This window comes from Serratia odorifera, assembly GCF_041448735.1.
GTDB lineage: Bacteria > Pseudomonadota > Gammaproteobacteria > Enterobacterales > Enterobacteriaceae > Serratia_F > Serratia_F odorifera.
In genome coordinates, this window is sequence record NZ_JBGMUT010000002.1 from 701,171 (window position 1) to 725,220 (window position 24,050).

General features: G+C 55.4%; 25 protein-coding genes and 1 riboswitch. Of the genes, 13 read left to right on the forward strand and 12 right to left on the reverse strand.

Annotation, left to right across the window (positions count from 1 at the left end; translation table 11 throughout):
- Positions 1-115: 115 nt before the first annotated feature.
- Positions 116-1,492 carry an amino acid permease gene (locus ACCC84_RS09380; protein WP_004961799.1) on the forward strand — a complete coding sequence of 459 codons (1,377 nt, stop codon included), beginning with the start codon at positions 116-118 and terminating at the stop codon, positions 1,490-1,492.
- Positions 1,493-1,530: 38 nt separating this feature from the next.
- Here the strand turns inward: ACCC84_RS09380 and ACCC84_RS09385 are convergent, their stop codons facing one another.
- On the reverse strand, positions 1,531-1,821 hold the full coding sequence (locus ACCC84_RS09385; protein ID WP_039991997.1) for a hypothetical protein: 291 nt from the start codon (positions 1,819-1,821) through the stop codon (positions 1,531-1,533).
- Between the two features lie 208 nt (positions 1,822-2,029).
- Between ACCC84_RS09385 and ACCC84_RS09390 the strand changes: the two genes are divergently transcribed.
- The 3 genes from ACCC84_RS09390 to cspE (ACCC84_RS09400) all read left to right on the forward strand — a co-directional run bounded on the left by ACCC84_RS09390 (position 2,030) and on the right by cspE (ACCC84_RS09400) (position 4,165).
- On the forward strand, positions 2,030-3,025 hold the full coding sequence (locus tag ACCC84_RS09390) for an MBL fold metallo-hydrolase (RefSeq protein ID WP_273869944.1): 996 nt from the start codon (positions 2,030-2,032) through the stop codon (positions 3,023-3,025).
- 772 nt (positions 3,026-3,797) lie between these two features.
- Positions 3,798-3,914, forward strand: coding sequence for a DUF2627 domain-containing protein (locus ACCC84_RS09395; RefSeq protein WP_002211058.1), 117 nt, complete (start codon positions 3,798-3,800; stop codon positions 3,912-3,914).
- A gap of 41 nt (positions 3,915-3,955) precedes the next feature.
- On the forward strand, positions 3,956-4,165 hold the full coding sequence (gene cspE, locus ACCC84_RS09400; protein WP_002221949.1) for a transcription antiterminator/RNA stability regulator CspE: 210 nt from the start codon (positions 3,956-3,958) through the stop codon (positions 4,163-4,165).
- Between the two features lie 53 nt (positions 4,166-4,218).
- On the opposite strand, the gene ACCC84_RS09405 is transcribed toward cspE (ACCC84_RS09400), so the two are convergent.
- Complete coding sequence (locus tag ACCC84_RS09405) at positions 4,219-4,932, reverse strand: purine nucleoside phosphorylase YfiH/LACC1 family protein (RefSeq protein WP_198772890.1); 714 nt, start codon at positions 4,930-4,932, stop codon at positions 4,219-4,221.
- Positions 4,933-5,150: 218 nt separating this feature from the next.
- Here ACCC84_RS09405 and rlmA point away from each other — a divergent pair, with 218 nt between their 5' ends.
- The gene (rlmA, locus tag ACCC84_RS09410; protein WP_004961812.1) at positions 5,151-5,969 is read left to right on the forward strand and encodes a 23S rRNA (guanine(745)-N(1))-methyltransferase; all 819 of its coding nucleotides are present in this window, start codon (positions 5,151-5,153) and stop codon (positions 5,967-5,969) included.
- Positions 5,970-6,016: 47 nt separating this feature from the next.
- Here the strand turns inward: rlmA and mntP are convergent, their stop codons facing one another.
- The 5 genes from mntP to manX form a co-directional block, all read right to left on the reverse strand.
- Entirely contained in the window at positions 6,017-6,586 is a 570-nt protein-coding gene (gene mntP / locus ACCC84_RS09415) for a manganese efflux pump MntP (protein ID WP_004961814.1), read from the reverse strand.
- Between the two features lie 11 nt (positions 6,587-6,597).
- Positions 6,598-6,780: riboswitch (yybP-ykoY riboswitch) on the reverse strand.
- 208 nt (positions 6,781-6,988) lie between these two features.
- The gene (locus tag ACCC84_RS09420) at positions 6,989-7,459 is read right to left on the reverse strand and encodes a DUF986 family protein (RefSeq protein ID WP_004961817.1); all 471 of its coding nucleotides are present in this window, start codon (positions 7,457-7,459) and stop codon (positions 6,989-6,991) included.
- Positions 7,460-7,513: 54 nt separating this feature from the next.
- Positions 7,514-8,359: a PTS mannose transporter subunit IID gene (locus tag ACCC84_RS09425; RefSeq protein ID WP_004961819.1), complete on the reverse strand. Its 846-nt coding sequence runs from the start codon at positions 8,357-8,359 to the stop codon at positions 7,514-7,516.
- Positions 8,360-8,374: 15 nt separating this feature from the next.
- Positions 8,375-9,175 (reverse strand): PTS mannose/fructose/sorbose transporter subunit IIC, encoded by an 801-nt coding sequence (locus tag ACCC84_RS09430; protein WP_004961823.1) that lies wholly within the window; start codon positions 9,173-9,175, stop codon positions 8,375-8,377.
- A gap of 55 nt (positions 9,176-9,230) precedes the next feature.
- A complete protein-coding gene (manX, locus tag ACCC84_RS09435) occupies positions 9,231-10,199 on the reverse strand; it encodes a PTS mannose transporter subunit IIAB (RefSeq protein ID WP_198772888.1) in 969 nt (322 codons plus the stop codon).
- 571 nt (positions 10,200-10,770) lie between these two features.
- Between manX and ACCC84_RS09440 the strand changes: the two genes are divergently transcribed.
- Positions 10,771-12,318 (forward strand): TerC family protein, encoded by a 1,548-nt coding sequence (locus ACCC84_RS09440; protein WP_004961831.1) that lies wholly within the window; start codon positions 10,771-10,773, stop codon positions 12,316-12,318.
- A gap of 16 nt (positions 12,319-12,334) precedes the next feature.
- Here ACCC84_RS09440 and ACCC84_RS09445 read toward each other — a convergent pair whose 3' ends face one another.
- The 4 genes from ACCC84_RS09445 to pabB all read right to left on the reverse strand — a co-directional run bounded on the left by ACCC84_RS09445 (position 12,335) and on the right by pabB (position 17,906).
- Positions 12,335-13,948, reverse strand: a complete 1,614-nt coding sequence (locus tag ACCC84_RS09445) for an EAL domain-containing protein (protein ID WP_371901784.1) — start codon at positions 13,946-13,948, stop codon at positions 12,335-12,337.
- Positions 13,949-14,221: 273 nt separating this feature from the next.
- Positions 14,222-15,586: an L-serine ammonia-lyase gene (gene sdaA / locus ACCC84_RS09450; protein WP_039992017.1), complete on the reverse strand. Its 1,365-nt coding sequence runs from the start codon at positions 15,584-15,586 to the stop codon at positions 14,222-14,224.
- A 371-nt stretch (positions 15,587-15,957) separates the two neighbouring features.
- Positions 15,958-16,536, reverse strand: a complete 579-nt coding sequence (locus ACCC84_RS09455) for a CoA pyrophosphatase (RefSeq protein ID WP_004961842.1) — start codon at positions 16,534-16,536, stop codon at positions 15,958-15,960.
- The gene (gene pabB, locus ACCC84_RS09460; RefSeq protein ID WP_371901786.1) at positions 16,533-17,906 is read right to left on the reverse strand and encodes an aminodeoxychorismate synthase component 1; all 1,374 of its coding nucleotides are present in this window, start codon (positions 17,904-17,906) and stop codon (positions 16,533-16,535) included. Before pabB ends, ACCC84_RS09455 begins: the two co-directional genes overlap by 4 nt.
- A 297-nt stretch (positions 17,907-18,203) precedes the next feature.
- Here pabB and ACCC84_RS09465 point away from each other — a divergent pair, with 297 nt between their 5' ends.
- Both ACCC84_RS09465 and ACCC84_RS09470 read left to right on the forward strand, forming a co-directional pair.
- Positions 18,204-19,211, forward strand: a complete 1,008-nt coding sequence (locus tag ACCC84_RS09465) for a glycosyltransferase (protein WP_371901787.1) — start codon at positions 18,204-18,206, stop codon at positions 19,209-19,211.
- 72 nt (positions 19,212-19,283) lie between these two features.
- The gene (locus ACCC84_RS09470; RefSeq protein ID WP_004961849.1) at positions 19,284-19,523 is read left to right on the forward strand and encodes a YoaH family protein; all 240 of its coding nucleotides are present in this window, start codon (positions 19,284-19,286) and stop codon (positions 19,521-19,523) included.
- A gap of 73 nt (positions 19,524-19,596) precedes the next feature.
- Here the strand turns inward: ACCC84_RS09470 and purT are convergent, their stop codons facing one another.
- The gene (gene purT, locus ACCC84_RS09475; RefSeq protein ID WP_039992021.1) at positions 19,597-20,775 is read right to left on the reverse strand and encodes a formate-dependent phosphoribosylglycinamide formyltransferase; all 1,179 of its coding nucleotides are present in this window, start codon (positions 20,773-20,775) and stop codon (positions 19,597-19,599) included.
- A 269-nt stretch (positions 20,776-21,044) separates the two neighbouring features.
- On the opposite strand from purT, the gene cspE (ACCC84_RS09480) reads away from it, so the two are divergent.
- The 5 genes from cspE (ACCC84_RS09480) (at position 21,045) to yebF (ending at position 23,974) form a co-directional block, all read left to right on the forward strand.
- Positions 21,045-21,254, forward strand: a complete 210-nt coding sequence (gene cspE, locus ACCC84_RS09480; protein ID WP_004961856.1) for a transcription antiterminator/RNA stability regulator CspE — start codon at positions 21,045-21,047, stop codon at positions 21,252-21,254.
- A 150-nt stretch (positions 21,255-21,404) separates the two neighbouring features.
- Positions 21,405-22,787: an ATP-dependent RNA helicase DbpA gene (gene dbpA, locus ACCC84_RS09485; RefSeq protein WP_371901788.1), complete on the forward strand. Its 1,383-nt coding sequence runs from the start codon at positions 21,405-21,407 to the stop codon at positions 22,785-22,787.
- An 86-nt stretch (positions 22,788-22,873) separates the two neighbouring features.
- Positions 22,874-23,197, forward strand: a complete 324-nt coding sequence (locus ACCC84_RS09490) for a YebG family protein (protein WP_004961861.1) — start codon at positions 22,874-22,876, stop codon at positions 23,195-23,197.
- A gap of 39 nt (positions 23,198-23,236) precedes the next feature.
- Complete coding sequence (gene yqfB, locus ACCC84_RS09495) at positions 23,237-23,545, forward strand: N(4)-acetylcytidine aminohydrolase (protein WP_004961863.1); 309 nt, start codon at positions 23,237-23,239, stop codon at positions 23,543-23,545.
- A gap of 69 nt (positions 23,546-23,614) precedes the next feature.
- Positions 23,615-23,974 carry a protein YebF gene (yebF, locus tag ACCC84_RS09500; protein ID WP_004961866.1) on the forward strand — a complete coding sequence of 120 codons (360 nt, stop codon included), beginning with the start codon at positions 23,615-23,617 and terminating at the stop codon, positions 23,972-23,974.
- Positions 23,975-24,050 lie beyond the last annotated feature (76 nt).

Here is a 24,050-nt window from a genome sequence, read left to right on the forward strand (position 1 = left end):
GTGCTAATCCTTGATGCTCGCGGGGTTAAGTGTTAAAAAGCCGCCCGCAGATACATTTTTTGATTGGCGAAATCTTGTGCAGTAATGGCAAGGCCTTTTGCCATACGAGGACAAGATGGGCGACCAGCAGCAGGATACCCCGCTAAAACGCGGCTTGAAAAACAGACATATACAACTTATCGCCCTGGGAGGCGCCATTGGCACCGGGCTATTTCTCGGCATTGCCCAGACCATTAAAATGGCGGGACCTTCGGTATTGCTGGGTTATGCTATTGGCGGCTTTATTGCCTTTTTGATCATGCGTCAGTTGGGGGAGATGGTGGTGGAAGAGCCGGTTGCCGGTTCATTCAGCCACTTTGCCTATAAATACTGGGGTGACTTCGCCGGGTTCCTGTCCGGCTGGAACTACTGGGCGATGTTTATCCTGGTCGGTATGGCGGAGCTGACGGCGGTAGGCATCTATATTCAGTACTGGTGGCCGGAAATTCCAACCTGGGCGTCGGCCGCAGCGTTCTTCGTGCTGATCAATCTGATCAATCTGGTCAACGTGCGCATCTATGGTGAAACCGAATTCTGGTTTGCCATAATCAAGGTGGCGGCCATCATGGGCATGATTGTGTTCGGCGCCTATCTGCTGGCCAGCGGCAGCGGTGGTCCGGAAGCCGATATCAGCAATCTGTGGGCGCAGGGTGGGTTTTTCCCGCATGGGGTCATGGGATTGGTCATGGCGATGGCCGTGATCATGTTTTCGTTCGGCGGGTTGGAAATGGTGGGCATTACCGCTGCTGAAGCTGCCGATCCGCGCCATAGCATTCCCAAGGCCACCAATCAGGTGGTGTATCGCATACTGATTTTCTATATTGGCTCGCTGACCGTGCTGCTGTCGTTGTATCCCTGGGGCAAAGTGGTGGAGGGCGGCAGCCCGTTCGTGATGATTTTCCACGCGCTGAACAGCAACCTGGTGGCGACCCTGCTTAATGTGGTCGTGCTGACGGCGGCCCTGTCGGTCTATAACAGCGGGGTGTATGCCAATAGCCGTATGCTGTTTGGCCTGGCGACGCAAGGCAATGCGCCAAAGGTGCTGACGCGCGTCAACCCACGCGGCGTACCGGTATTGTCAATCGCGTTATCGGCGCTGGTGACCTCGATTGGCGTGCTGATCAACTATGTGATGCCCGGCAAGGCGTTTGAATTGCTGATGGCGCTGGTGGTTTCAACGCTGGTGATCAATTGGGTGATGATCTGTCTGGCGCACCTGAAGTTCCGTGCGGCAAAGAATCGGCAGGGCGTTATCCCGCATTTCAAGGCTTTTTGGTACCCCTTCGGCAACTACCTGTGCCTGGCGTTTCTGGCGATGATACTGGTCATCATGTATCTCACCGACGGTATCCGTATTTCGGTGTTGCTGATCCCGGTATGGATCGGGCTGTTGTGGCTCGGGTTCACGCTGACGCGGCGCAAAACCGGCAATCGGCTGCAGCGTAGGCGTTAAATCGGTATGGGGAGGCGCGCTTGCGCCTCCTTGTTGGTCTAGCCGCGCGGCATAAAGGCGTTGCCGCTGTCCGCTCGATCGCGGCCCAGCATCTTCCTGCACAGCAGGAACAGGGTGGTGACGATGTCAATGGCCACCACGCTGAGCATCAGCAACCCCAGAACAAAAAAACTCACCATCGCTGCGAACAGTACCGCCAATGGCGCCGGTACGCGCAGACGACGCAGCTTCATCGTCGCGTACATTTTCCAATACTGGACTTGCGCCAGCATCGCGCTGCGAATACGACCCAAACGGACGCGCGATTTGCGTGATGTAGAACGGCCCATAACTCCTCCTTTATTGATTGTCCTGACAAGTAAAACATAAAGTTCTTAAGAGATGCTTAACGGGCTCTTAGCGGCCGTTGCTTTCCCACAGAGACTCAGACAACGCGATAATCGAAAAGGTCAGCTCGGCTGAGCACTGTTTTCCACGCGTCAAAACGTCTAACTTGATAGGGTGAGAATGGTTTCCGTGTGAGGTTGCTCAAACAGCATGAACAAAAACACCAATCGTTATTATGATGCTAGCAAGGCGCACCATACGCCGCAGGGGTTTCGCAATCCGGAGCCGTCGCAGCGTCAGGAGGGCGATCTGCGCCGCTGGCAGGATGAGCGCAAAAAACAGGGTCTGCCAAAGCCACCGAGCGACGGCTATCAGCAGTTCACTGCCAACTGGTGGCAGCAAGCCGATCTCGGTGGCGAACAGGATTGTATCTGGTGGTTGGGGCATGCCAGCATATTGTTGCGTCTGGACGGGCGCTATGTGCTGATCGATCCGGTGCTGTCACCGCGTGCTTCACCGCTGAGCTTCTATGGACCCAAACGCCGTACCCCGCCGCCGTTGACGGTGAGACAATTGCCCGCGGTGGATGTGGTGCTGATATCGCATAACCACTATGACCACCTGGACCGCCGCACGGTGCGTCAGCTGGCACGGCGTTTTCCACAGGCAACCTTCATTGTGCCGTTGGGGCTGAAAAACTGGTTTCGCCGCTATCGTTTTGCGCGGGTAGAGGAGCTGGATTGGTGGGATAGCCTGTCGGTGGGCGAAATGACATTTCATGCGACGCCTGCCCGCCATTGGAGCATGCGTTCGCTGTGGGATCGTAACCGCTCATTGTGGTGCGGCTGGGTGATCCATCATCCGTCACTGCGGTTTTATTTCTCTGGCGACAGCGGCTATTCAGAGCGGTTGGCAGAGATCGGTGACCGGTTAGGGCCGTTCGATGTCGCCGCGCTGCCGATTGGCGCCTATGCACCACGTTGGTTCATGCAAGAGCAACATATGGATCCACAACAATCGGTAAAACTGTATCAACAATTAAAACAGCCTCGGGTTATTCCCATTCATTGGGGCGTATTTGAATTAGCCGATGAATCGCTGGATGATCCTCCACAGCAGCTGGCATTGGCCTTGAGCCAGGCCGGAATACGGCAGCACCAATTTGAGCCGCTCAAGATTGGCCAACGTATCGAATTGGGCGATTAATCAGCTCGCGGTGAAACCGGGCGCTTGTCAACAGGCACCCCCGGTAACCGGGGCTTTCACTGTCAGTGCGCGACAGGTGGTGTGGCGCATCAATCGTCTGTATCGACGCATGCAGTGGGCAGCCGCGTTGATTGGGACCTGGCCTGGATAATATAGCGCGACCATTGGATGCGCCGCGTATTAATAATATTATTTTTATTAAAGGATAAGCGGAAATATATTATCACTCACCAAAGGGGCTAATTAAATTAGCCGTTGCGCTGCGTTGCCTTAATTCGAGCTTGCCTGCGCGTTGATGGTGCAATTTTTCATCGAGCGGCCGTCGCCTGCACTACAATGCAGCGAACAAGGCGCAGGCTCACCGGCCGTCATGGCGATGCAACACGCATGTAGCATCAATGTGATAGTCAGTCGGCTGTGCGGCGATGATTTTCTTTACCCGTTCATCGTTATACAAATGATGCATATCAAATTTCATAAAGATTCAAAAATTTTAACGGTTCACGCGCAGAAAGACGCTATATGTCACTGCGGATCGGCGTCGAGCGGTTGAAAGTTTTGTTAAATTTCAGGCAGGGCGCGGAGTGTAGCGCGGCGTCTTTACAAAGCAGAAAATAGAGAGAGCTTCAACAGATTTTAGTCTATTTATGCGCTTGTTGCTCTCGACCGTTTCAATTATGTGCGACACGTCCACCGGTGATTAAAAATGGCTTGCCATCGAATACAGAGTATGTGATAACGCATCTGGGTAAAACGAGGTACAGTTCTGTATATGTGTGGCATTTTCAGTAAAGAAGTTCTGAGTAAAGACGTTAGCGTTGAATACCGCTTCTCTGCCGATCCTTATCTTAGTGCCTCAAGCAGTAACGACTCTAGTTTGTCTATGTAACGCCTACGGGCGGTTTAAACAATCCAAAGGAAATACTCAAGATGGCAAAGATCAAAGGTCAAGTTAAGTGGTTCAACGAGTCTAAAGGTTTCGGTTTCATCACCCCGGCTGACGGCAGCAAAGACGTGTTCGTACACTTCTCTGCAATCCAGGGTAACGGCTTCAAAACCCTGGCTGAAGGCCAGAACGTTGAGTTCGAAATCCAAGATGGCCAGAAAGGCCCATCAGCAGTAAACGTTACTGCTATCTAATCAGCGTCAGCTGTACAAAAAGCCCGCCTTCGTGCGGGCTTTTTCGTTTCCGCTCAGCCGGTAATGATAATCCCGGCGTATTGATTGCGCCCTTTGATACCAGGATGCGCCGGATCCTGCGCTCTACGTTGGCTATTGCGGCGAAAACTGGTGTATTTGAAGCGCTGAGGCTGCTGAGGATCGCGATTTAACGTACAGATGGTGCAACTGCCGGCGTCGTCGACCGCGGCAAACCCAAGGTTGTGCAGTTGACCTTTGGCTATTGCCGTTAAATCAAGGTGGCGGGTATGTGGGCTGATCAACTCTGCCGGCAACGACAAGCGCTGCTGAAATAGCTCAACCAGCTCTTGATTGACTTGATAACAACAGGCGCCTGCCGCCGGGCCAATCGCCGCCACCCAGTTGGCGGTCGAATCGTCCTGCTCGATACGCGCCGCCATGCGTTCGAGCATACCGTCCAGCAATCCTCGCCAACCGGCATGTACGGCAGCAATGGCGCTACCGTCGCGCCGGCTGAAGATCACCGGCAGGCAATCGGCGGTAAGTACGCTGAGCAGAATGCCAGGTTGAGTGGTATACACGCCGTCGGCGTCGCCGCAGGGCTGGGCAGGGTGGCTAACATCAACGATGCGTGTGCCATGCACCTGTTTTTTTTCCGGCTGAGTGTCCCGGTAGTGTTGTAAGTCCGTCGGTAGCAAGGCGCTTTTATTGCCAAAACCGTGCCGAATGGCAGGAATGGTGCTGAGTAAGGCAGAATAGTCAGTCATAACCGATGATTAACCTGTGTTGGGGCGAAGCTGACAGTGTATACCCTGCCATTGCCGCTGACACGGCTCTTGCCGGTAATTGGATGATGAATTCGTCTTGGTCGATGCCATACTGCCAGCATCGCCGTCGTCGCGCAGGTAGGCGCTGGGGATGCGCCTTGCATCGGCCCGCCGGCTTATTTAGACTAGCCGCGCCGCATCTCTCTGGAATTCAACACATGTCTTATGTTTGCCCCTTATGCCATCAGCATCTCCACTTCACCGCCCCGCAGTGGCGCTGTGAGAATAACCATCAGTTCGATTGTGCAAGGGAAGGTTACGTCAATCTACTGCCGGTGCAGCATAAACGCTCGAAACAGCCCGGCGACAGCGTTGAAATGATGCAGGCGCGCCGTGCGTTTCTCGACGGTGGTTTTTATCAGCCATTGCAGCAGCGGGTCGCCGAACTGCTGGATAACGCGCTCGACAGTGATGCACAGGCCTTGCTGGATATCGGCTGTGGTGAGGGCTATTACACCGCTGCGGTGGCGCAGAGGCTCAATCAGGCGCGAGAAATGCGTATCTATGGTCTGGACGTGGCCAAGGTGGCGGTCCGTTATGCTGCCAAACGCTATCCGGCGGTATCGTTCTGCGTGGCATCCAGCCATCGGCTACCTTTCGCCGACGCGTCGCTGGACGCGGTATTGCGCATCTATGCGCCTTGCAAGGGGCAGGAATTGGCCAGGGTAGTGAGGCCAGGTGGGGTTGTTGTGACAGTGTCACCAGGGCCGCGTCATTTATATCAGCTAAAAGAACTTATTTATCAAGAAGTTCAGTTACATGCTGAACAGGATGAGCAATTGCCTGGTTTTGAGACGGCGCGGAGTGAATCACTGGCCTATCCGCTGCAGTTATCGGGGGAACAGGCGGCAAATCTGCTGCAAATGACGCCTTTTGCCTGGCGAGCCTCGGCAGAGACGCAACGGCAACTGACGGCCAGCGCCAGTTTCGCCTGTGAGACCGACTTTGCCATCCGCGTGTATCGCCGTCATGGTTGAGACAAAAAAAACCTGCCAGCGGCAGGTTTTTTTGTCCCCAACGCCGACTAGGCGAGGTAACCAAGGTGCTCCAGCAGAATATTGCCGCCGATGCCAATCAGCACCACGCCGCCGATAATCTCCGCGCGTTTGCCGAGCAGTGGACCGATAAAGCGACCAAGCATCATGCCGAGGGTGGCCATGATCATCGTTGCACAGCCAATCGCCATGGCGGTATGAACGATATTCACCTGCAGGAAGGCCAGGCCTACGCCGATGGCCATCGCGTCCAGGCTGGTGGCAATGGCGGTGGCAACCAGTAGCCAGAAACCGTGCTGCTTCACCTTGACGGTTTCCTGTTGACGGTTACGCACTCCCTCAATAATCATGCGCATGCCGAGAATAAACAGCAGGCTGAAGGCAACCCAGTGATCCCATTCCATGATGTACTGACTGGCAAACAGACCCAGCGACCAGCCGATAAGCGGGGTAATGGCTTCGATAACGCCAAAAATGAGTCCGGTGCGGAGTGCTTCGCGAAAACGCGGTTGATGCAGGCTGGCACCTTTGCCGATTGACGCAGCAAACGCGTCCATGGACATGCCAAAAGCCAGAATGAGTGTTGCGGAAAGATTCATGTGAAATAGCCTCGGCCGGGCGGCTCCATATACACGTAACCCACCCCCAACCAAACGACGGAGTTACGTGTCTATGGTCTCGCCAACCTTACCTGGCTGCCCGCACCACGTTTCAGACTGCAAAACGAGTATGTTGATACGGGCGTTTCTGGTCAATATTATCCAGAAACCGGCTACTCCCCAATGACGGGCGCAACCTTAGCATATTATTTTTCCCGGATACAACCATTAATTGCAATGTACTGGTTTAATGAAATTGAGAATTGTTTTCATTAGTGTTGTTGCGCCAGAAATATAAGCGGTAGTGACAATGTTATTGTGGAAATAATAAACAAAAAAACGGCAGCGTTACTGATGGATTAAACCATCATGCTACCGTCAGGAAGGTTGCGTTGCAATGAGTCAGGTTTTTATTGACTGATTTTCAACAAAAAAATGGTAAATACGCTCCAGGTCATCTAACTGGGTAACCTGTATCAATAAGCGTCGCTTCTCCAAATCGATGGCTAAAACGCCATCCTCGGACAAATTCATGGCGTTAATTCGCCGGTATTCAATAAAGGCGTTGGCATAATAAAAACCCTGCGCTTTGAATAACAATTTTGGCCAGCGAATATAAGAAATATAAACCGCAACCAACGCCAGAGATATTAATAACCATGTTGTCAGTGGTGCACCGTGGTCAGCAATATTTCGGTACACCAGAATGCCCAGCAGGACCACAAAAATCAGACAGTCGATGCGGTTGCTACGCTTGAGTTGCACCTTGAGCAGCGTCGCGCCGCGCATTTTATCCATGCCGAACTCGTCATACAGCGCATACAGCAGCAACAGTACGATAAATACCATGATGGCAAGGTCCGTCAGCGACATCTTACAGCTCCACAGATAAAAAAAGCCGGGGGAGCCCCCGGCGGTCAAACGGCGTTACACGCCCAGCAGGCCAATCCAGTAACCAAAAATACCGATCACGAAGAAGCCCAGAATGATCCACAGCGCGTTGACCTTACGCCGCAACAGCCACATACAGCCGAAGGTCAGCAACAGCGGGATCAGCCCCGGCATCAACTGGTCAAGGATGGTTTGCACCGTCGTAACCGTGGTATGGCCGGTCTGGTCGGTAATTTTCGACACCACCAACGGGATGTTGACGTGGGTCCACTTGTTAACCAGCGCCCCCATGACAAACAGGCCGAGAATCGACGCCCCTTCCGTCAGTTTTTGCAGGAAGCCACCGCCCATATCGTTGACGATATCGGCCCCTTTGCGATAGCCATAGGCCACGCCATAGTAGCGCACCAGCAGACGCACCAGGTTAAACAGCACAAAAAACAGAATCGGCCCGAGCAGGCTGCCGGTCAAGGCGATGCCGGCACCCAGCGCGGCAAATACCGGGCGCATGGTGCCCCAGAAGATCGGGTCGCCCACGCCGGCCAGTGGCCCCATCAGGCCGACCTTGATGCCGTTGATCGCCGCATCGTCAATCGGCGCGCCGTTGGCACGTTGTTCTTCCATCGCCAGGGTGACGCCAAGGATTGGCGCGGCGACATAAGGGTGGGTATTGAAGAATTCCAGATGGCGCTTGATCGCCTGTTTGCGATCGTCGTTGTTTTCCGGATACAGGCGACGGATCGCCGGTACCATCGAAAAACAGAAACCCAGCGCCTGCATACGTTCGAAGTTCCAGGAACCCTGGAACAGGTTCGATCGCAGGAACACACCGCGGATATCCGCCGGCGTCAGTTTCTTTTGAGCAGCAGTTGTATCAACCATTTCTCTCACCTATTCCTAGTCCAGTTCGTTATCAAGATCGTTCGGCTGAGCAGGGCCACCCTGAACAACCTGCGGCTTGTTGTATTTCGGGCTGAGCTGGATGTACAGCACGGCCATGACGACGCCAATCACCCCCAATGCCACCAGGTTGAAGTTGGTGAAGGCGGCGGTAACGAAACCGGCATAGAAGAACGGCATCAGGTAACCGGCACGCATCATGTTGATGACCATCGCGTAACCGACCACCACGATCATGCCGCCGGCGATGTTCAGACCGGTGGTGACCACTTCAGGAATGGAATTCAACAACGCGTGTACGCCGGCGGTGCCCACCGAAACGGCAACGATAACCGCTGGAATGGCAATACGCATCGCCTGCAACAGCAGGGCGGAAACGTGCAGCCAGGTGATGGCGCGCAGGCTGCCACGTTCGGCCGCGCTGTCTGCCGCGTGCTGGAAGGCCACGGTCAGGGTACGAACGATAATGGTCAGTACCTGACCGGCTGCGGCCAACGGTATGGCCAGTGCGATCCCGGCACCGACGCTTTGGCCGCCGGCCACCACCAGAATGGTGGAAATTATCGACGCCAGCGCGGCGTCTGGCGCAACGGCAGCACCGATATTCATCCAGCCGAGGGCGATCATTTCCAGCGTACCGCCGATAATGATGCCGGTCTTGATATCACCGAGGATAAAGCCGATCAGCGTACAGGCGACCAATGGGCGGTGGAACTGGAACTCGTCCAGAACGGAACCCATCCCGGCAATACATGCGACGATAAATATCAGCACAATCTGAAGAGTGGTAATCTCCATTGTACTTCTCCTATGACCAAGAGCTCTGAGTAAGAATAATTATTGGCAATCGCCATTAATTAAGTTTGTTTATCAGGTCCATCATTTTTAAACGGCTGTCGGACGAGACTTTGCGAACTTCCAATTCGATACCGCGATCGTTTAATTTCTTAAACGCTTCGATGTCTTTTTCATCAACGGAAACCGCGTTATTGACCTGGGTTTTACCCTGTCGGAACGCCATGCCGCCGATATTCACCGAGGTGATATCCACGCCGGCTTCCACCAGACGCCAGACATCGGTTGGATTGGTAAACAGCAGCATGACGCGGTCATTGGCATACTTGGGGTTGTTCCACACGCGAATCGCCTTGGCGACGTCAACCACGTGGGCTGTAACACCCGGTGGCGCAACCTGTGTCAACAGAGTCTTACGCAGGTTATCGGCTGCAACTTCGTCACTGATGACGATGATGCGGCTGACGTTGGTTTCCTTGGTCCAGCGAGTGGCGACCTGGCCATGAATCAGGCGGTCATCGATACGCGCCAGGCCGATCTTCATGTGATCGTCTGGGCCAAGGGGCGCCTGTGGCGCTGCGGCAGCCGGCGCTGGGGCACTTTTGGCCGCGGGCTTGACGGGTTCTTCGTCGGGTTTGTTCAGCGCTCTGACGCCTTCGCGGCCGGTTTCCAGCGCCAGTGCGACCAGCTCGGCAAAACCGGGGTCATCATCACGTGCCATGAAAGTCTCAACCAGCATTGGAATGTTGACGCCGGTGATCACTTCATAATCCGCCTTGTCGAGCGCCAGGCGACTTGCCGCATTGAACGGGCTGCCACCCCAGGTATCGACCAGGAACAGGACGCCGCCGCTGGTGTCTAATTCACTGATTTTTAATTTATATTTCTCAATTAATGTTTCGGCGTTTTCTCCGGGAACGAAATCGATAAAGGCGACGTTATCCTGTTCGCCCAATAGCATTTCCGCGGTTTTCAGCAGCTGTTCCGCCGCGCTCCCGTGTGTGCCGATGATAATAGCTATTGCCACTCGCTACCTCCTCATTAAACCTCTGACACGGAATGTGTCATTGTTTGCCACCTTCCTGGCAGTCACCCTCGATGTTCAGATCCATTATGGTAGAAATTAACCAACGCACCCGGAACCTTTGTCACGCAGTATCAAAAGCCTGGATGCGGCAATGCACGTTTTCGCCATTTATTTTAGTGAGTGAAAAAATAAATTATGTGACGTCGCTCAGCTATTACGCGTTAAACGTTCACTCAATACGCGTTTGAGGAATTAAACAGCAACCGTATGACAGCGCGACGTGCTGGTAAAAAAAGCGCGTTGACGGTAATAAAATTCCTGATAAAGTAATTTCTTCTTTTATAACCAAGGAGTGAAGGGCCTCAGCCCACCCTATGGACTGTCACCGAAGTTACTGTTTTCCACGGCTTTACCCGCCACCGGTTGGCGTTAATGCTTTCTCGCGGCCGCTCGGCCATCTCCCGGTAGTACCATCCCGATCTCTTGCTGTGTTTGTTATCTCACGCCCTGCGTGCGATGCGTTGCGCCTGCGTGCGGCTCAGCGAACCTGTCTTTTTTCCGGAGTCTGATAATGGAATTTTTAATGGACCCCTCAATCTGGGCTGGGTTACTGACGTTAGTCGTTTTGGAAATCGTGTTGGGCATCGACAACCTGGTGTTTATCGCCATCCTGGCCGATAAACTGCCGCCGAAGCAGCGTGACAAAGCGCGCATTCTCGGTCTGTCGCTGGCGCTGATCATGCGCCTGGGCCTGTTGTCAGTGATCTCGTGGATGGTGACGCTGACCACGCCGCTGTTCAGCGTGGGGGAATTCAGTTTTTCGGGACGCGACCTGATTTTGCTGTTTGGTGGCGTGTTCCTGTTGTTCAAGGCCACCATGGAGCTGCATGAGCGCCTGGAAGGGCAAACCCACCAGGATGGCGGCAACCGCGGCTATGCCAAGTTCTGGGCGGTAGTGGTGCAGATTGTCATCCTTGATGCGGTGTTCTCGCTTGACGCGGTGATTACCGCCGTTGGCATGGTGAACGATCTGCCGGTAATGATGACGGCGGTCGTGATTGCCATGCTGGTAATGCTGCTGGCATCCAAGCCGCTAACCAACTTCGTCAATGCCCACCCGACCATTGTGGTGCTGTGCCTGAGCTTCCTGCTGATGATCGGCCTGAGCCTGATTGCCGAAGGATTTGGTCTGCACATTCCTAAAGGTTACTTGTATGCGGCGATTGGCTTCTCGATCCTGATCGAGCTGTTTAACCAGATTGCACGACGCAATTTTATCAAGCACCAGGCGCGACGTCCGATGCGTGAACGTACTGCAGAGGCGATCATGCGCCTGATGGGCCAGCAGCGTGCGCAGCAACAGACGGCGGAAGATGCGCCGCAACCGGTGGATGAAACCTTTGCCGAGGAAGAGCGCTATATGATCAGCGGCGTATTGACGCTGGCATCGCGTTCGATTCGCAGCGTGATGACGCCGCGTACCGAGATCTCGTGGGTCGATTGCGATCGCTCGTTAGAGGAGGTGCGCGCCCAGTTACTGGACACGCCGCACAGCCTGTTCCCGGTTTGCCGTGACGAGCTGGATGAAATCGTTGGCGTAGTGCGTGCCAAAGACCTGTTGATCGCGCTGGAGCAGGGCGAGGACATCGCCGAGTTTGCTGCGCGCACGCCGCCGATCGTGGTGCCGGACACCATGGACGTGATCAATCTGCTGTCGGTGCTGCGCCGGGCCAAAGGTCGTCTGGTGGTGGTGTCCAACGAGTTCGGCGTGGTCCAGGGGCTGGTTACGCCACTGGATGTGCTGGAAGCGATTGCCGGTGAATTCCCCGACGAAGATGAAACGCCAGATATCGTGGCGGAGGGCGACAGCTGGCTGGTGCAGGGCGGCGCCGACGTACACTCGCTGGAGCAGGCGCTGAACTGTGACGATCTGGTGAGCCCAACGGCGGACTACGCCTCGCTGGCGGGATTCCTGCTGGCCCATTACGGCCAGATGCCACCGGTGGGTGCCGTGGTGGAACTCAATCATCTGCGTTTTGAAATTCTCGAAGCGACGGATTATCGCATCGAACTGGTGCGCATCAGTAAAGTCCCCACCTCCTTCGAACAACAACAGTAACGCCACAGCCGGGGGCTCATGCCTCCGGCTTATTACTCCTTTTCTGTCGTTCCTCCCGCTGATGCAATACTCGCTGACGTGTCTCATAACGCGCTAACCATAGCGGAAAAACGTTTATCGGCATTGGCTTGGCAAAGTAATACCCCTGCATGGCGTTCACCTGGCGCGAGCACAGATAGGCCGCCTGTTCGGCGCTTTCTACCCCTTCGGCCACCAGTTTCAGCTTCAGACGATGCGCCAGCGTAATTATCGTATCAGTCACGGTGGCGTTAATCGCATCGGTACCAATGGCGGCGGTGAAACCGCGATCGATTTTCAGCACATCGGGACTGAGGGTTTTCAGATAACTCAACGAGCTGTGCCCGGTGCCGAAATCATCGATCGCCAGCATGATGCCCAAGGCTTTCAACGCCTTGATCTGATCGTCTTGAATGTCAGACAGCGCCGAGCGCTCCGTGAGTTCGAGCATCAGGGAAGGCATTGGATTGGCCGGCAGCCATATGCGCCGGATATCATCAATAATACATTGCGAATTGAAATGCTCGGCGGCGACGTTAATGCTGATGTAAAACGAGGGACGCGGCGGGAACAGCCGCAGGTTATCGACCACCGTGGTCATTAAAAATCGGGTCAGCGTAACGATCAGACCATGCTGTTCCGCCAGCGGAATAAACACGTCCGGCGATACCCAGCCTTGCCGTTTGTTCTTCCAGCGCAGCAGGGTTTCAACACCCACGCAGCGCCCGGTTTCCCCGTTGATGATCGGCTGGCAATACACGCGGAATTCGCGATGGGTGATGGCATGGCTGATGTGATACGCCAGGCTCATGCGGTTGGCGGTCATCAGATACACGACATAGGCGGCCAACAGGCTTATCAGCAATGCCAACGGCACGTGGCCCGGTAGGGCGGCTAATGCCAGCGAAGCGCTGTCAGGGCTATACAGCGAAATGGAGTACGGATAGCGGCTTGAGGTGGCGGTATAGCGCAGGTCCTGGGTCAGCGTTTCGCTACGCAAGATTTCGCGGTCGCCGTAGCCCAGACTGTTGCCATTGACGTTCAGCACCACCCGTTGGGCATAAGGCGTCTGTGGCTCCAGCAGGAAACTGGCCAGCATTTCGATATTGTAGACGTACAATACGCCGCTGAGCTGGCTGTCAGGCTGCGGCAACCACAGTACCAGCGACGGCAGTCCGCGCGAAACGGCGATCGAAGGGCGTAAAGCCAGTTGCGGGCCGGCATGGGCATCAATATGCGGGAAAATGGCGCTGAACTGGTAATTGCGTTGGCCAAACAGGCTGGAACAGTAGATATTGCCGTTTTGCACCAGCAGCAATGAGCGCAACGCCTGGTTTTGCGCCATGCGATAACGTAGCGTGGGGATCGATTTTTCACAGGTCTGGCCAATCAGCGGCATAATACGCAGCGCCTGTTGCGTTGCGGGGTTCAGCAGGTTATCCAGTTTGTTGACAATGCGGGCGGCAAAGACCTGTTGATCACGCTCGATGCTTTTAACCTGTTGATAATAGCGAATGCACAGCGACACCATCAGCACCGCCAACCCAACCGCACCGGCGAGCAGCCAGCGGTAATGGCGATATTTCGTGACGGCAAGTTGGGACATCAACATCGGCTAAATCCTTGTTCGCTAAGCCAGCCCGATGCCACCATCAGACTCTATTCCCCTTAATGATTCTTGGCTAATTCTAGCCTGTCACGGGTCAACAATTGATGATAACGCAATAATATATTTCAGTTTACCGGAACAGAAGGGTATTTCTGCGGTTTAATGACGGATAAAGCGCGGCCAAAACGGTTAGGTGATAAGTGACGGCGTCACTAATGCGTGGGTTATTTTATTGATTTTGAAATAAAAAACCCCGCCGTGTGGCGGGGTTGAGGATCAGTCGCACTGTACCTTGATGGCCAGTCCGCCGCGCGAGGTTTCGCGGTATTTGGCATTCATGTCCTTGCCGGTTTCGTACATGGTCTCAATGACCTTATCCAGCGATACGCGTGGTTCACTGGTGCGGCGCAGCGCCATACGAGCGGAGTTGATCGCCTTGACCGAAGCAATGGCGTTGCGTTCGATGCACGGCACCTGAACCTGGCCAGCGACCGGATCGCAGGTCAGACCCAGATTGTGTTCCATGCCGATTTCCGCCGCCACGCATACCTGTTCCGGGCTGCCACCCAGCAGCTCCGCCAGACCGGCTGCCGCCATTGAACAGGCCACGCCGACTTCGCCCTGACAGCCGACTTCCGCGCCGGAAATCGACGCGTTCATCTTGTACAGTGTGCCGATGGCACCTGACGCCAGGAAGTAACGAATGTAGATATCCGGGCTGACCGATTCGATAAAGTGATCGTAATAGGCCAGCACTGCCGGCACGATGCCGCAGGCGCCATTGGTTGGTGCGGTGACCACGCGGCCACCGGCGGCGTTTTCTTCGTTGACCGCCAGCGCGAACATGTTCACCCAGTCAATCACGTTCATCGGATCGCTGGACAGCTTGTCGGAAGACACCAGCATGCGTCGCAGCGCGGAAGCACGGCGTGGTACGCGCAACGGACCCGGCAGTACGCCTTCGGTATTCAGACCCCGATCGATACAGGCGCGCATGGTCTGCCAGATATCGCCAAAATAGGTATCGATCTCTTGTTTGCTATGCAATGCCAGTTCATTTTGCATCACCATACCGGACAATGACATGCCGGTGTCACGGCAGTGATCGAGCATTTCGCGGGCGGAATGGAATGGATACGGTACGGTGACTTCGTTGGCGTCAGCCTTGCCGAAGTGTTCTTCGTCGACGATAAAGCCACCGCCGATCGAGTAATAGGTTTTGCTGTACACCGGCTTTTCACCGGCATAGGCGTGAATTTGCATGCCGTTTTCATGCAGTGGCAGGTTGTCGCTGCGAAACACCATGCCGCCGTCACGCGGGAAATCGACCTCATGCATGCCGCTGGCCAGCATCAGGCGTTGACGTTGTTCTACATCGCGAATAAATCCGGGAATGCTGTCGATATCCACGGTATCCGGCATATTGCCGGCCAGGCCGAGGATAATGGCGATATCGGTATGGTGGCCCTTACCGGTTAATGAGAGTGAGCCGTAAACGTCTACGGCAACACGCGTGATAGAAGGCATCAGGCCTTTATTTACCAGATCGTCGACAAACTGTTTGCCGGCTTTCATCGGTCCAACCGTATGAGAGCTGGACGGGCCGATGCCGATCTTAAACATGTCGAAAACGCTAATCACGCTAAAACTCCTTAAAGAGGCATGTTGTTATGGCTGCGGCGGTTAAAAACCACGCAGGGAACAGCGATATTGTAAAAGGGCCGTACGGGTTCGGTTGCCTTTTTCGCATGAAATAAAATAATCCTTGGTGTTACTTTTTTTGCTACCAATTGCCGTTGGCGCTGACCCTGTTTTTACAGTGGTTTATACCAGGCAAGCGTATTTTACAGTTATTTCGTAAGGTTGAAGAGCGGGTTTACAGTTTTTTTAAAAGCCCGATAGCGTGGAAGGTAGTCGAAAAAGCAAACTGATGAAGTGATGGCGATCGCTTTACCGTCGAAAGTCGCAAAATACCCCCGACAGGATGTGACCGCGGTCACTGGTTGGTGGCGTCAGAGGCTCACCTGTTGCGCCAGACGGCGGATGATGGCGGCGGTGAGGCCCCAGACAAACTGGCTCTGATACCAGGACAGATAGACCCGATGCGCATGTCCGGCGCGGTGAATATCCAGCGGGTAGTAGCGCGACAGCGTCAATGCTTCATGTAATGGCATTTCGAACACGTCTGCCACTTCGTCTTCATTGGCATGGAACTGCACATCCGGCGCGATCAGGCCAACGATCGGCGTGACCTGGAAGCCGGTGCTGCTGTCGAGCGGAGCCATCTGGCCAAGTACGGTGACCGCCGCCGGCGGGATGGCAACTTCTTCTTGCGCCTCGCGCAGCGCGGTGAAGGTGGCTGAAGCGTCGCTGGCATCGGTTTTACCACCGGGAAAGGCCACCTGGCCGGCATGTTTGCGCAACGTATCGGCACGGCGCGTTAACAGCAGCGTCGGCTCTGGCCGACAGATAATCGGAACTAATACCGCCGCTGGCCGCACGTTATGTGAGATCCGCGATGCCTGTGGCAACTGCAATTGGAAGCGGCTGATAAAGTCAGCCAGCGAGGCCGGGTAGGTCGGTTGGCTCACGAAACGGTAAACTCCCCCAGTTGTGGCAAGATACGCCCCAGCTTATCAAAGGTTTCCTGATATTCCGCCTGTTCCTGGCTGTCTGCGACGATGCCGCCGCCAGCCGAACAATACAGGCGACCCTGTTCGGCGATCAGTGTGCGGATGGTGATGTTGGTATCCATGGTGCCGCAGGCGCTGAGATAGCCGATGCTGCCGCAGTAGGCATTACGTCGCTGCGGTTCAAGTTCTTCAATAATCTGCATCGCTCGCACCTTGGGAGCGCCGGTGATCGAACCGCCGGGGAAACAGGCACGCAGCAGCGCGCTGGCCGGCGTCGTGCTGGGCAGCGTTGCGGTCACGGTACTGACCAGATGATGCACTGCCGGAAAGGGTTCGACCACGAACAGTTCCGGCACCCGTACGCTGCCGGGGTGAGCCACGCGGCCGATATCGTTACGCAGCAAATCGACGATCATCAGGTTTTCGGCTCGATCTTTCGCCGAGGTTGACAGCCGTTGTGCCTGAGCTGCGTCCTGTTCGGCATCGGCCAGTCGCGGCAGCGTGCCTTTGATCGGCCGGGTTTGAATCTGTTGATTTTCCAACCAGAGGAAACGCTCGGGTGAAACGCTCAATACCGCGTTGTCCGGCAGCCGCAGGAAGGCGGAAAATGGCGCGCGATTGCTGGCGCTCAGTTGCAGGAACGCTTGCCATTCATCACCTTGATACGAAGCCGAAAAGCGCTGAGCCAAATTGATTTGATAGCAATCCCCGCTGCGCAGGTAATGCTGGATCTGGCGAAACTTTTCACCGTACTGCGCCCGGGTCATGTTGGCTTGCCAGTGACTGGTCAGGGTAAATGGTCTGGCTGCCGGCGATGATTGCTGCGTTAGCCACTGCCAGCGCTGCTCTACATCATCATGGCTCAGCAAGGTCAAGGTTTGCAGATGGTGGTCGGCAATCAGCGCCCAGTCATAAATTCCTACCGCCATGTCCGGCAGGGCGATATCGGCCTGCGCCACCTGCGGCAGGGTCTCCACCCGGCGACCCAGATCGTAGCCAAACAGGCCCAGCGCGCCGCCTTGAAACGGCAGATCGGCTCGCGCCGTGGGGGCAAACGTCAGCGCGGCCAGCTGCCGTTGCAGTAAGGTAAAGGGATCGTCCGGCGACTCAACGACGCTGGAACCTGCGATAATCTGCGTACGTTCGCCGCGGGTGGTCAGCGTGACGCGTGGATCGGCGACCAAAATATCGAATCGATTGTGCGAATGCTCGGCGAACCCCGAATGCAGCAGCATGGCCCAGGGTTGAGACGCCAGCGGAGCAAACTGCTCCAGCACGGCGTGGCGATGGTACGGCAACGATTTGAGGTTTGGTACGGATTGAGTCATGGATTGCAATAAACCTGGCTTACGGGGCGGCTGTTCCTGAGGGATATTCTGCCATATTCCGTGCGGCGGCGCATGCGAACTCGCTTCATGTGGCAAGTCAATAATAAGCGAGCTAAGCATTTTTTGCGACGTTCGTTGCATACAAACATGCAAAAATTAGTTTTCTTTTACGCAACCTTGTTAAACGCGATCGTCGTGGGCTTTCGGCCGTCATTATTCCGGCGTTTCGCTGGTTAGCAACATACGCCATTTTTTTAAACATTCTTTTCCTGGCGACAGGTAAGGAAAACGTAGATTATGTCTTTAATGTTGAGCGTGATCGTCCCAATGCACAATGCGGGCGAATTATTGGAACCGTTTTTACAATCGCTGCTGGCACAAGATGAACGCCGGTTGGAAGTGATTATTATTAATGACGGTTCGACCGATGGGTCAGCTGAGATAGCTCGCCGTTACGCTGGGCGTTATTCGCATATTACGATTATCGACCAGATTAATGCCGGCGTTTCGGTCGCCCGCAACGCCGGTCTGGCGGTGGCGAGCGGCAAATATGTCGCCTTTCCCGACGCCGACGATCTGCTGGCGCCGGAAATGTATTCCACGTTGATCGAAATGGCTGAAAATAATCTGTTGGATGTCATGCAGTGCAACGGTGAACGTTATTTCACCCAGCAGAATGAATTAAAAGAAATTATTCCTGCTGCGCGTCTGTCATCGACCGGGGTAATTAGCGGCGTGCAATGGTTTGAGCGCGCCTTGAAAACGCGAAAATTTATTCATGTGGTGTGGCTGGCAATATATCGGCTTGATTTTATTAAGCAGCATCGGCTCTATTTTGAACCCGGTCTGCACCATCAGGATATTCCCTGGACCACCGAAGTGATGTTTAATGCCCAACGGGTACAATATCTCAGTACGCCGTTGTATCGGCAGCGGGTGCATGACCGCTCGATCAGCAATCGGCGTCGCACCGGCGCGGCCAACGTCGAATATCAGCGTCATTATATGAAGATCGTCGAGATGCTGGTGGCGCTTAACCGCCGCTATGCCGACAAGATTAGGCTGCGACCGGCGTTTCATTGGCAGATCGCCCGTGAAGCGCTGGGTATTTGCCACAGTATTCGCCGTGAGCCGGAGTCGGTGGCGCAACAGCAGATTACCCGCGAGTTCTACCGTCGCGGCATCGACCGATTGATGACCGCCAACGCGCGCGGCCTGAAACAGGCCTGGCACGTCTTGTTATGGCGCTCGCGGCTGAAACAGTGGCGATTTGATGGGCACAGTACCAAACCGGCCGCACAATAATAACCGGGTGACGCGGTTGCGGCGTAACGTAGGCAGGGTATAATCCCCCTCCAATCAGCTGGAGATAAACACATGCTTGCAGGTATGCCGTCACTGAATCATCTGGAGCAGCAGGAAGCTGCGGATCGCATCCGTCAATTGATGGAGCAGGGCATGAGCAGCGGTGAAGCGATTGCCGTGGTTGCGCAGCAGATCCGCGAACAGCATCAGGGTGCCCGGGTTGCCGTCATGTTTGACGAGGAAGACGAGGATGCGCCGGGTATGCAACCGGATGCCGAGCCGCAAGATGACGAAGACGAAGACGATTATTAAGCGTTGAACAGGTTCCGCCTGTTCATCAAACCAAAGCCCGGGTAACCCGGGCTTTGGCTATTTTACCTGTCCATCACCCTTGCACCATTACCGCCGCGGCAGCCTGAGTGGCGATTTCAACCGCCTGCTCGGTGGTCGGTGCACAGGCCAGCGCCACGCCCAGACGGCGTTTGCCGCTGATGTCAGGCTTGGCGAACAGCCGCAGCTGGTTGTGCCCCTGCAATGCCTGATCCAATCCGCCAAAGCGCAGGTCGCTGCTGGTCAGCTCCGGCAGGATAACCGCCGATGCCGCCGGACCGAACTGGCGAATAGCGCCGATCGGCAGACCCAGGAAAGCGCGAACGTGCAGGGCAAACTCCGACAGATCCTGTGAAATCAGCGTCACCATGCCAGTATCGTGCGGGCGAGGGGAGACTTCGCTGAAAATGACCTCATCGCCGCAAACGAATAGCTCAACGCCAAACAACCCGTAACCACCCAGCGCAGTGACCACCCGCTCGGCTATCGCCTGGGCGCGTTGCAACGCTAGCGGCGATATGCATTGCGGCTGCCAGGATTCACGGTAATCGCCATCTTCCTGACGGTGACCGATCGGCGCGCAAAAATGTACGCCGTCCACCGCGCTGATGGTCAGCAAGGTAATTTCAACATCAAACTTGACCAGTCCTTCGACAATCACCCGTCCACCGCCGGCGCGACCGCCCTGTTGCGCATATTCCCAGGCTGCCGCCAACTGCGAGGCGTCACGGATCAGGCTCTGGCCTTTGCCGGATGAGCTCATCACCGGTTTGATAATACAGGGGTAGCCTATGTCGTCGACCGCCTGATAAAAGGCGTCCTGGCTATCGGCAAAGCGGTAGCTGGAGGTCGGCAGGGCAAGATTCTCTGCCGCCAGACGGCGAATGCCTTCGCGGTTCATGGTCAGGCGAGTCGCTTCGGCGCAGGGCACGACATGGTGGCCCTGTTGCTCCAGTTGCACCAGCATGTCGGTGGCGATGGCTTCAATTTCCGGTACGATGTAGTCAGGACGCTCCTGCTCGATCAGCGTCTTCAACGCCTGGCCGTCCAGCATGTTAATCACGTGGCTGCGATGCGCGACGTGCATTGCCGGGGCATTGGCATAGCGATCGACGGCAATCACTTCCAACCCAAGACGCTGGCATTCGATTGCCACCTCTTTACCCAGTTCGCCGGAGCCGAGCAGCATGACACGGGTGGCGGAGGGGCACAGTGCGGTTCCAATAGTAAACATAGTCTGGTCCCTGATGTGAAAATTGACGGGGCTAAAAACAGGCGCGCAGTATATACGAAAACGATTGCGCCGACATCCTTCCGGCGAAAGCGCGCAGGCCATTTTGCAAAATTAGTCCTGTAACCTGCTGTTTTAATAAGGAACGAAAAAATTTGCCCTGTCACGACGATTATGCGTTAATAACTGGCGGCGAAAGAAGACCTACAGAACGCAGGGCCTTCGCGCCGTAAGTGCCGTCAAGGCAGGTTTATCAAGTAAAGGAAAGTCAAATGACTAAGATTACCGGTCACGTAAAATGGTTCAACGAAAGCAAAGGCTTCGGCTTTATCACTCCAGCCGATGGCTCGAAAGATGTTTTCGTGCATTTTTCCGCTATCGTCAGCGATGGTTTCAAAACTCTGGCAGAAGGTCAGCAGGTTGAATTCTCCATCCAGGACAGCCAACGTGGCCCAGCCGCAGCCAACGTTGTTGCCATCTAACGCAACGTCGCTGCCAAAAAACCCGCTTCCGGCGGGTTTTTTTATGGCTGCAATCCAGAAAGTTCGCTATCTCTGTTATCATCACGCCTTATTACGGTGCTGGCCAGCCGGTCGCGCCGCCTTTCCATCTGCCATATAAGAGTTATCGCCGTGAGCACAGTTTCCTTTTCTTCCCTGCCGCTGCCAGCCGAACAGTTGGCCAACCTCAATGAACTGGGGTATGCCGAAATGACACCGGTACAGGCTGCCGCGCTGCCTGCCATCCTCAACGGGCAAGACGTGCGCGCCAAGGCAAAAACCGGCAGCGGCAAGACGGCGGCGTTCGGTATTGGCCTGCTGGACAAAATCAACGTCAGCCAGGTGGCGACCCAGGCGCTGATTTTGTGTCCAACGCGTGAGCTGGCCGATCAGGTCAGCAAAGAGCTGCGCCGCTTGGCGCGTTTCACGCAAAACATCAAAATCCTTACCCTGTGTGGCGGTCAGCCGATGGGCGCTCAGCTGGATTCGCTGGTGCATGCGCCGCATATCGTGGTGGGAACGCCGGGCCGTATCCAGGAACACCTGCGTAAGAAGACTCTGGTGCTGGATGAGGTGAAAGTGCTGGTGCTGGACGAAGCCGACCGCATGCTCGACATGGGCTTTGCCGACGACATTGACCAGGTAATCAGCTACACGCCGCCGCAGCGCCAAACGCTGCTGTTTTCCGCGACCTATCCCGCGGGCATCGAGCGCATCAGCGACCGGGTGCAACGCGCGCCGTTGAGCGTGGAAGTCGACGACGGCGACGCGCCAACCACCATCGCTCAGCGCTTTTACGAAACCACCCGCGATCAGCGTCCGGCGTTGTTGGTGGCCGCCATTCGCCATTTTCAGCCAACGTCTTGCGTGGTGTTCTGCAATACCAAACGCGATTGTCAGAGCGTGTTTGAAGCATTGGAGGCACGCGGCATCAGCGTGCTGGCACTGCATGGCGATCTGGAGCAGCGCGATCGCGATCAGGTGCTGGTGCGTTTTGCCAACCGCAGCTGTCGCGTGCTGGTAGCGACCGACGTCGCCGCACGCGGTCTGGATATCAAGGATCTTGAACTGGTGGTCAATTACGAACTGTCGTTCGACCCGGAAGTGCATGTGCACCGCATTGGCCGTACCGGCCGTGCCGGCATGAGCGGGCTGGCCATTAGCCTGTGTGCGCCGCAGGAAATGACACGCGCCCACGCGCTGGAAGAGTATCTGGACCGCAAGTTGCAATGGGCGTCAGTCAGTGAATTGAGCGGTGCGTCAACGGCACCGCTGGAAGCGGAAATGGCCACGCTGTGCATTGACGGCGGCCGCAAGGCGAAGATTCGCCCCGGCGATATTCTCGGGGCGTTGACCGGAGAGGCGGGTCTGACCGCGGCCGAGGTCGGTAAAATCGATATGTTCCCGGTGCACGCCTACGTGGCTATCCGCAAGGCCAGCGCGCGCAAGGCGTTGCAACAATTGCAGCAGGGCAAGATCAAAGGCAAAAGCTGCAAGGCGCGGCTGCTGAAATAATAACAGGCGGGGGCGCTTGAACCCCCGCACTATAACGCCTTATACTGTATATAAATACAGTGTTTCAACCTTTGAGGAATACACAGATGGCAGTTGAAGTAAAATACCTGGTGGTCAGAAACGGTGAGGAAAAAATGACGTTCGCAAGCAAGAAAGAAGCCGATGCCTACGACAAAATGCTCGATCTGGCCGACAGTCTTGGCGAGTGGCTACAACAGGCGCCACTAACGCTGGAGGAAGAGCAACGCGAAGCCCTGAGCTTCTATCTGGCAGAACATAAAGAGGCGCTGACGCAAATTCTGCGTGGTGCAGCGCCGCAGGCGGTGAGCCAAAAACCGGCCAAGGCCAAGGGCGACAAGCCGGCCGCGAGCAAAAATCCCCAGTCGCAGGCAGAAAAGCAGGCGGCGTAGCGGTTTATGTTGCAGCATTGTAATGAAAAAGGGTCTAGAATGAGCCGCGGAATAACTTTCTTCAGCCGCTTTGAGCCGGATATCCTGGCTGGGCGCAAAACCATTACTCTACGGGACGCCAGTGAGTCACACTTCCAGCCCGGGGATGTCTTGCGCGTCAGCCGTCATGAGGACGGCGTGTTTTTCTGCCTGATTGAAGTGCTGTCGGTGACGCCAATCCGTCTGGAGGCGTTGACCGAACAACACGCCAAACAGGAAAACATGCCGCTTGGCGAGCTGAAGCAGGTTATCAAGGAAATCTATCCGGGGCTGGACGAACTGTTTGTGATTGCCTTTATCAAACGCTAGCCCACGGCCCGACCCGTTGTTCGCAGCGGGGCTGCCCCCCGGATAGTGATAACCACAACGGGAGGACATATGAACAAAACGGGATGGTCATGGGTGGTCGCACTGGTGGCGGTAGCTGGATTGACCGGTACGGCACAGGCGCAACAACTGCGTAGCGCCAAGGTTGCGCAATGCAGCGGCCTGCAGGCGGCGGACGTAGCGGCGCAGGTAAAACGCGATTTCTTGCAAAACCGCATTACGCGCTGGGATGCTGACAAGAAGCAACTGGGCACCGCAACGCCGATTGTCTGGGTCAGTCCGGACGCCATCGTCGGCAAAGATAATGTCTGGCAGGTGCCGCTGACGGTGCGTGGCAGCAAGACGGACAAAATCTACAACGTAACGCTCAACTGCAACCAGGGCGAAATCGCTTACAGCGTCGCGGAGTAACTTCCTCCGGTTATCGTAACCGCTCTGCCAAGGGCGCCATGTGCGCCCTGATGATGACCGCACTTTACCCTCGAGT

Coding starts and splice junctions, on each gene's coding strand:
- ACCC84_RS09380 (WP_004961799.1), top strand. CDS start 116: ATGGGCGACCAGCAGCAGGATACCCCGCTAAAACGCGGCTTGAAAAAC.
- ACCC84_RS09385 (WP_039991997.1), bottom strand. CDS start 1,821: ATGGGCCGTTCTACATCACGCAAATCGCGCGTCCGTTTGGGTCGTATT.
- ACCC84_RS09390 (WP_273869944.1), top strand. CDS start 2,030: ATGAACAAAAACACCAATCGTTATTATGATGCTAGCAAGGCGCACCAT.
- ACCC84_RS09395 (WP_002211058.1), top strand. CDS start 3,798: ATGTGTGGCATTTTCAGTAAAGAAGTTCTGAGTAAAGACGTTAGCGTT.
- cspE (WP_002221949.1), top strand. CDS start 3,956: ATGGCAAAGATCAAAGGTCAAGTTAAGTGGTTCAACGAGTCTAAAGGT.
- ACCC84_RS09405 (WP_198772890.1), bottom strand. CDS start 4,932: ATGACTGACTATTCTGCCTTACTCAGCACCATTCCTGCCATTCGGCAC.
- rlmA (WP_004961812.1), top strand. CDS start 5,151: ATGTCTTATGTTTGCCCCTTATGCCATCAGCATCTCCACTTCACCGCC.
- mntP (WP_004961814.1), bottom strand. CDS start 6,586: ATGAATCTTTCCGCAACACTCATTCTGGCTTTTGGCATGTCCATGGAC.
- ACCC84_RS09420 (WP_004961817.1), bottom strand. CDS start 7,459: ATGTCGCTGACGGACCTTGCCATCATGGTATTTATCGTACTGTTGCTG.
- ACCC84_RS09425 (WP_004961819.1), bottom strand. CDS start 8,359: ATGGTTGATACAACTGCTGCTCAAAAGAAACTGACGCCGGCGGATATC.
- ACCC84_RS09430 (WP_004961823.1), bottom strand. CDS start 9,175: ATGGAGATTACCACTCTTCAGATTGTGCTGATATTTATCGTCGCATGT.
- ACCC84_RS09440 (WP_004961831.1), top strand. CDS start 10,771: ATGGAATTTTTAATGGACCCCTCAATCTGGGCTGGGTTACTGACGTTA.
- ACCC84_RS09445 (WP_371901784.1), bottom strand. CDS start 13,948: ATGTTGATGTCCCAACTTGCCGTCACGAAATATCGCCATTACCGCTGG.
- pabB (WP_371901786.1), bottom strand. CDS start 17,906: ATGACTCAATCCGTACCAAACCTCAAATCGTTGCCGTACCATCGCCAC.
- ACCC84_RS09465 (WP_371901787.1), top strand. CDS start 18,204: ATGTCTTTAATGTTGAGCGTGATCGTCCCAATGCACAATGCGGGCGAA.
- ACCC84_RS09470 (WP_004961849.1), top strand. CDS start 19,284: ATGCTTGCAGGTATGCCGTCACTGAATCATCTGGAGCAGCAGGAAGCT.
- purT (WP_039992021.1), bottom strand. CDS start 20,775: ATGTTTACTATTGGAACCGCACTGTGCCCCTCCGCCACCCGTGTCATG.
- cspE (WP_004961856.1), top strand. CDS start 21,045: ATGACTAAGATTACCGGTCACGTAAAATGGTTCAACGAAAGCAAAGGC.
- ACCC84_RS09490 (WP_004961861.1), top strand. CDS start 22,874: ATGGCAGTTGAAGTAAAATACCTGGTGGTCAGAAACGGTGAGGAAAAA.
- yqfB (WP_004961863.1), top strand. CDS start 23,237: ATGAGCCGCGGAATAACTTTCTTCAGCCGCTTTGAGCCGGATATCCTG.
- yebF (WP_004961866.1), top strand. CDS start 23,615: ATGAACAAAACGGGATGGTCATGGGTGGTCGCACTGGTGGCGGTAGCT.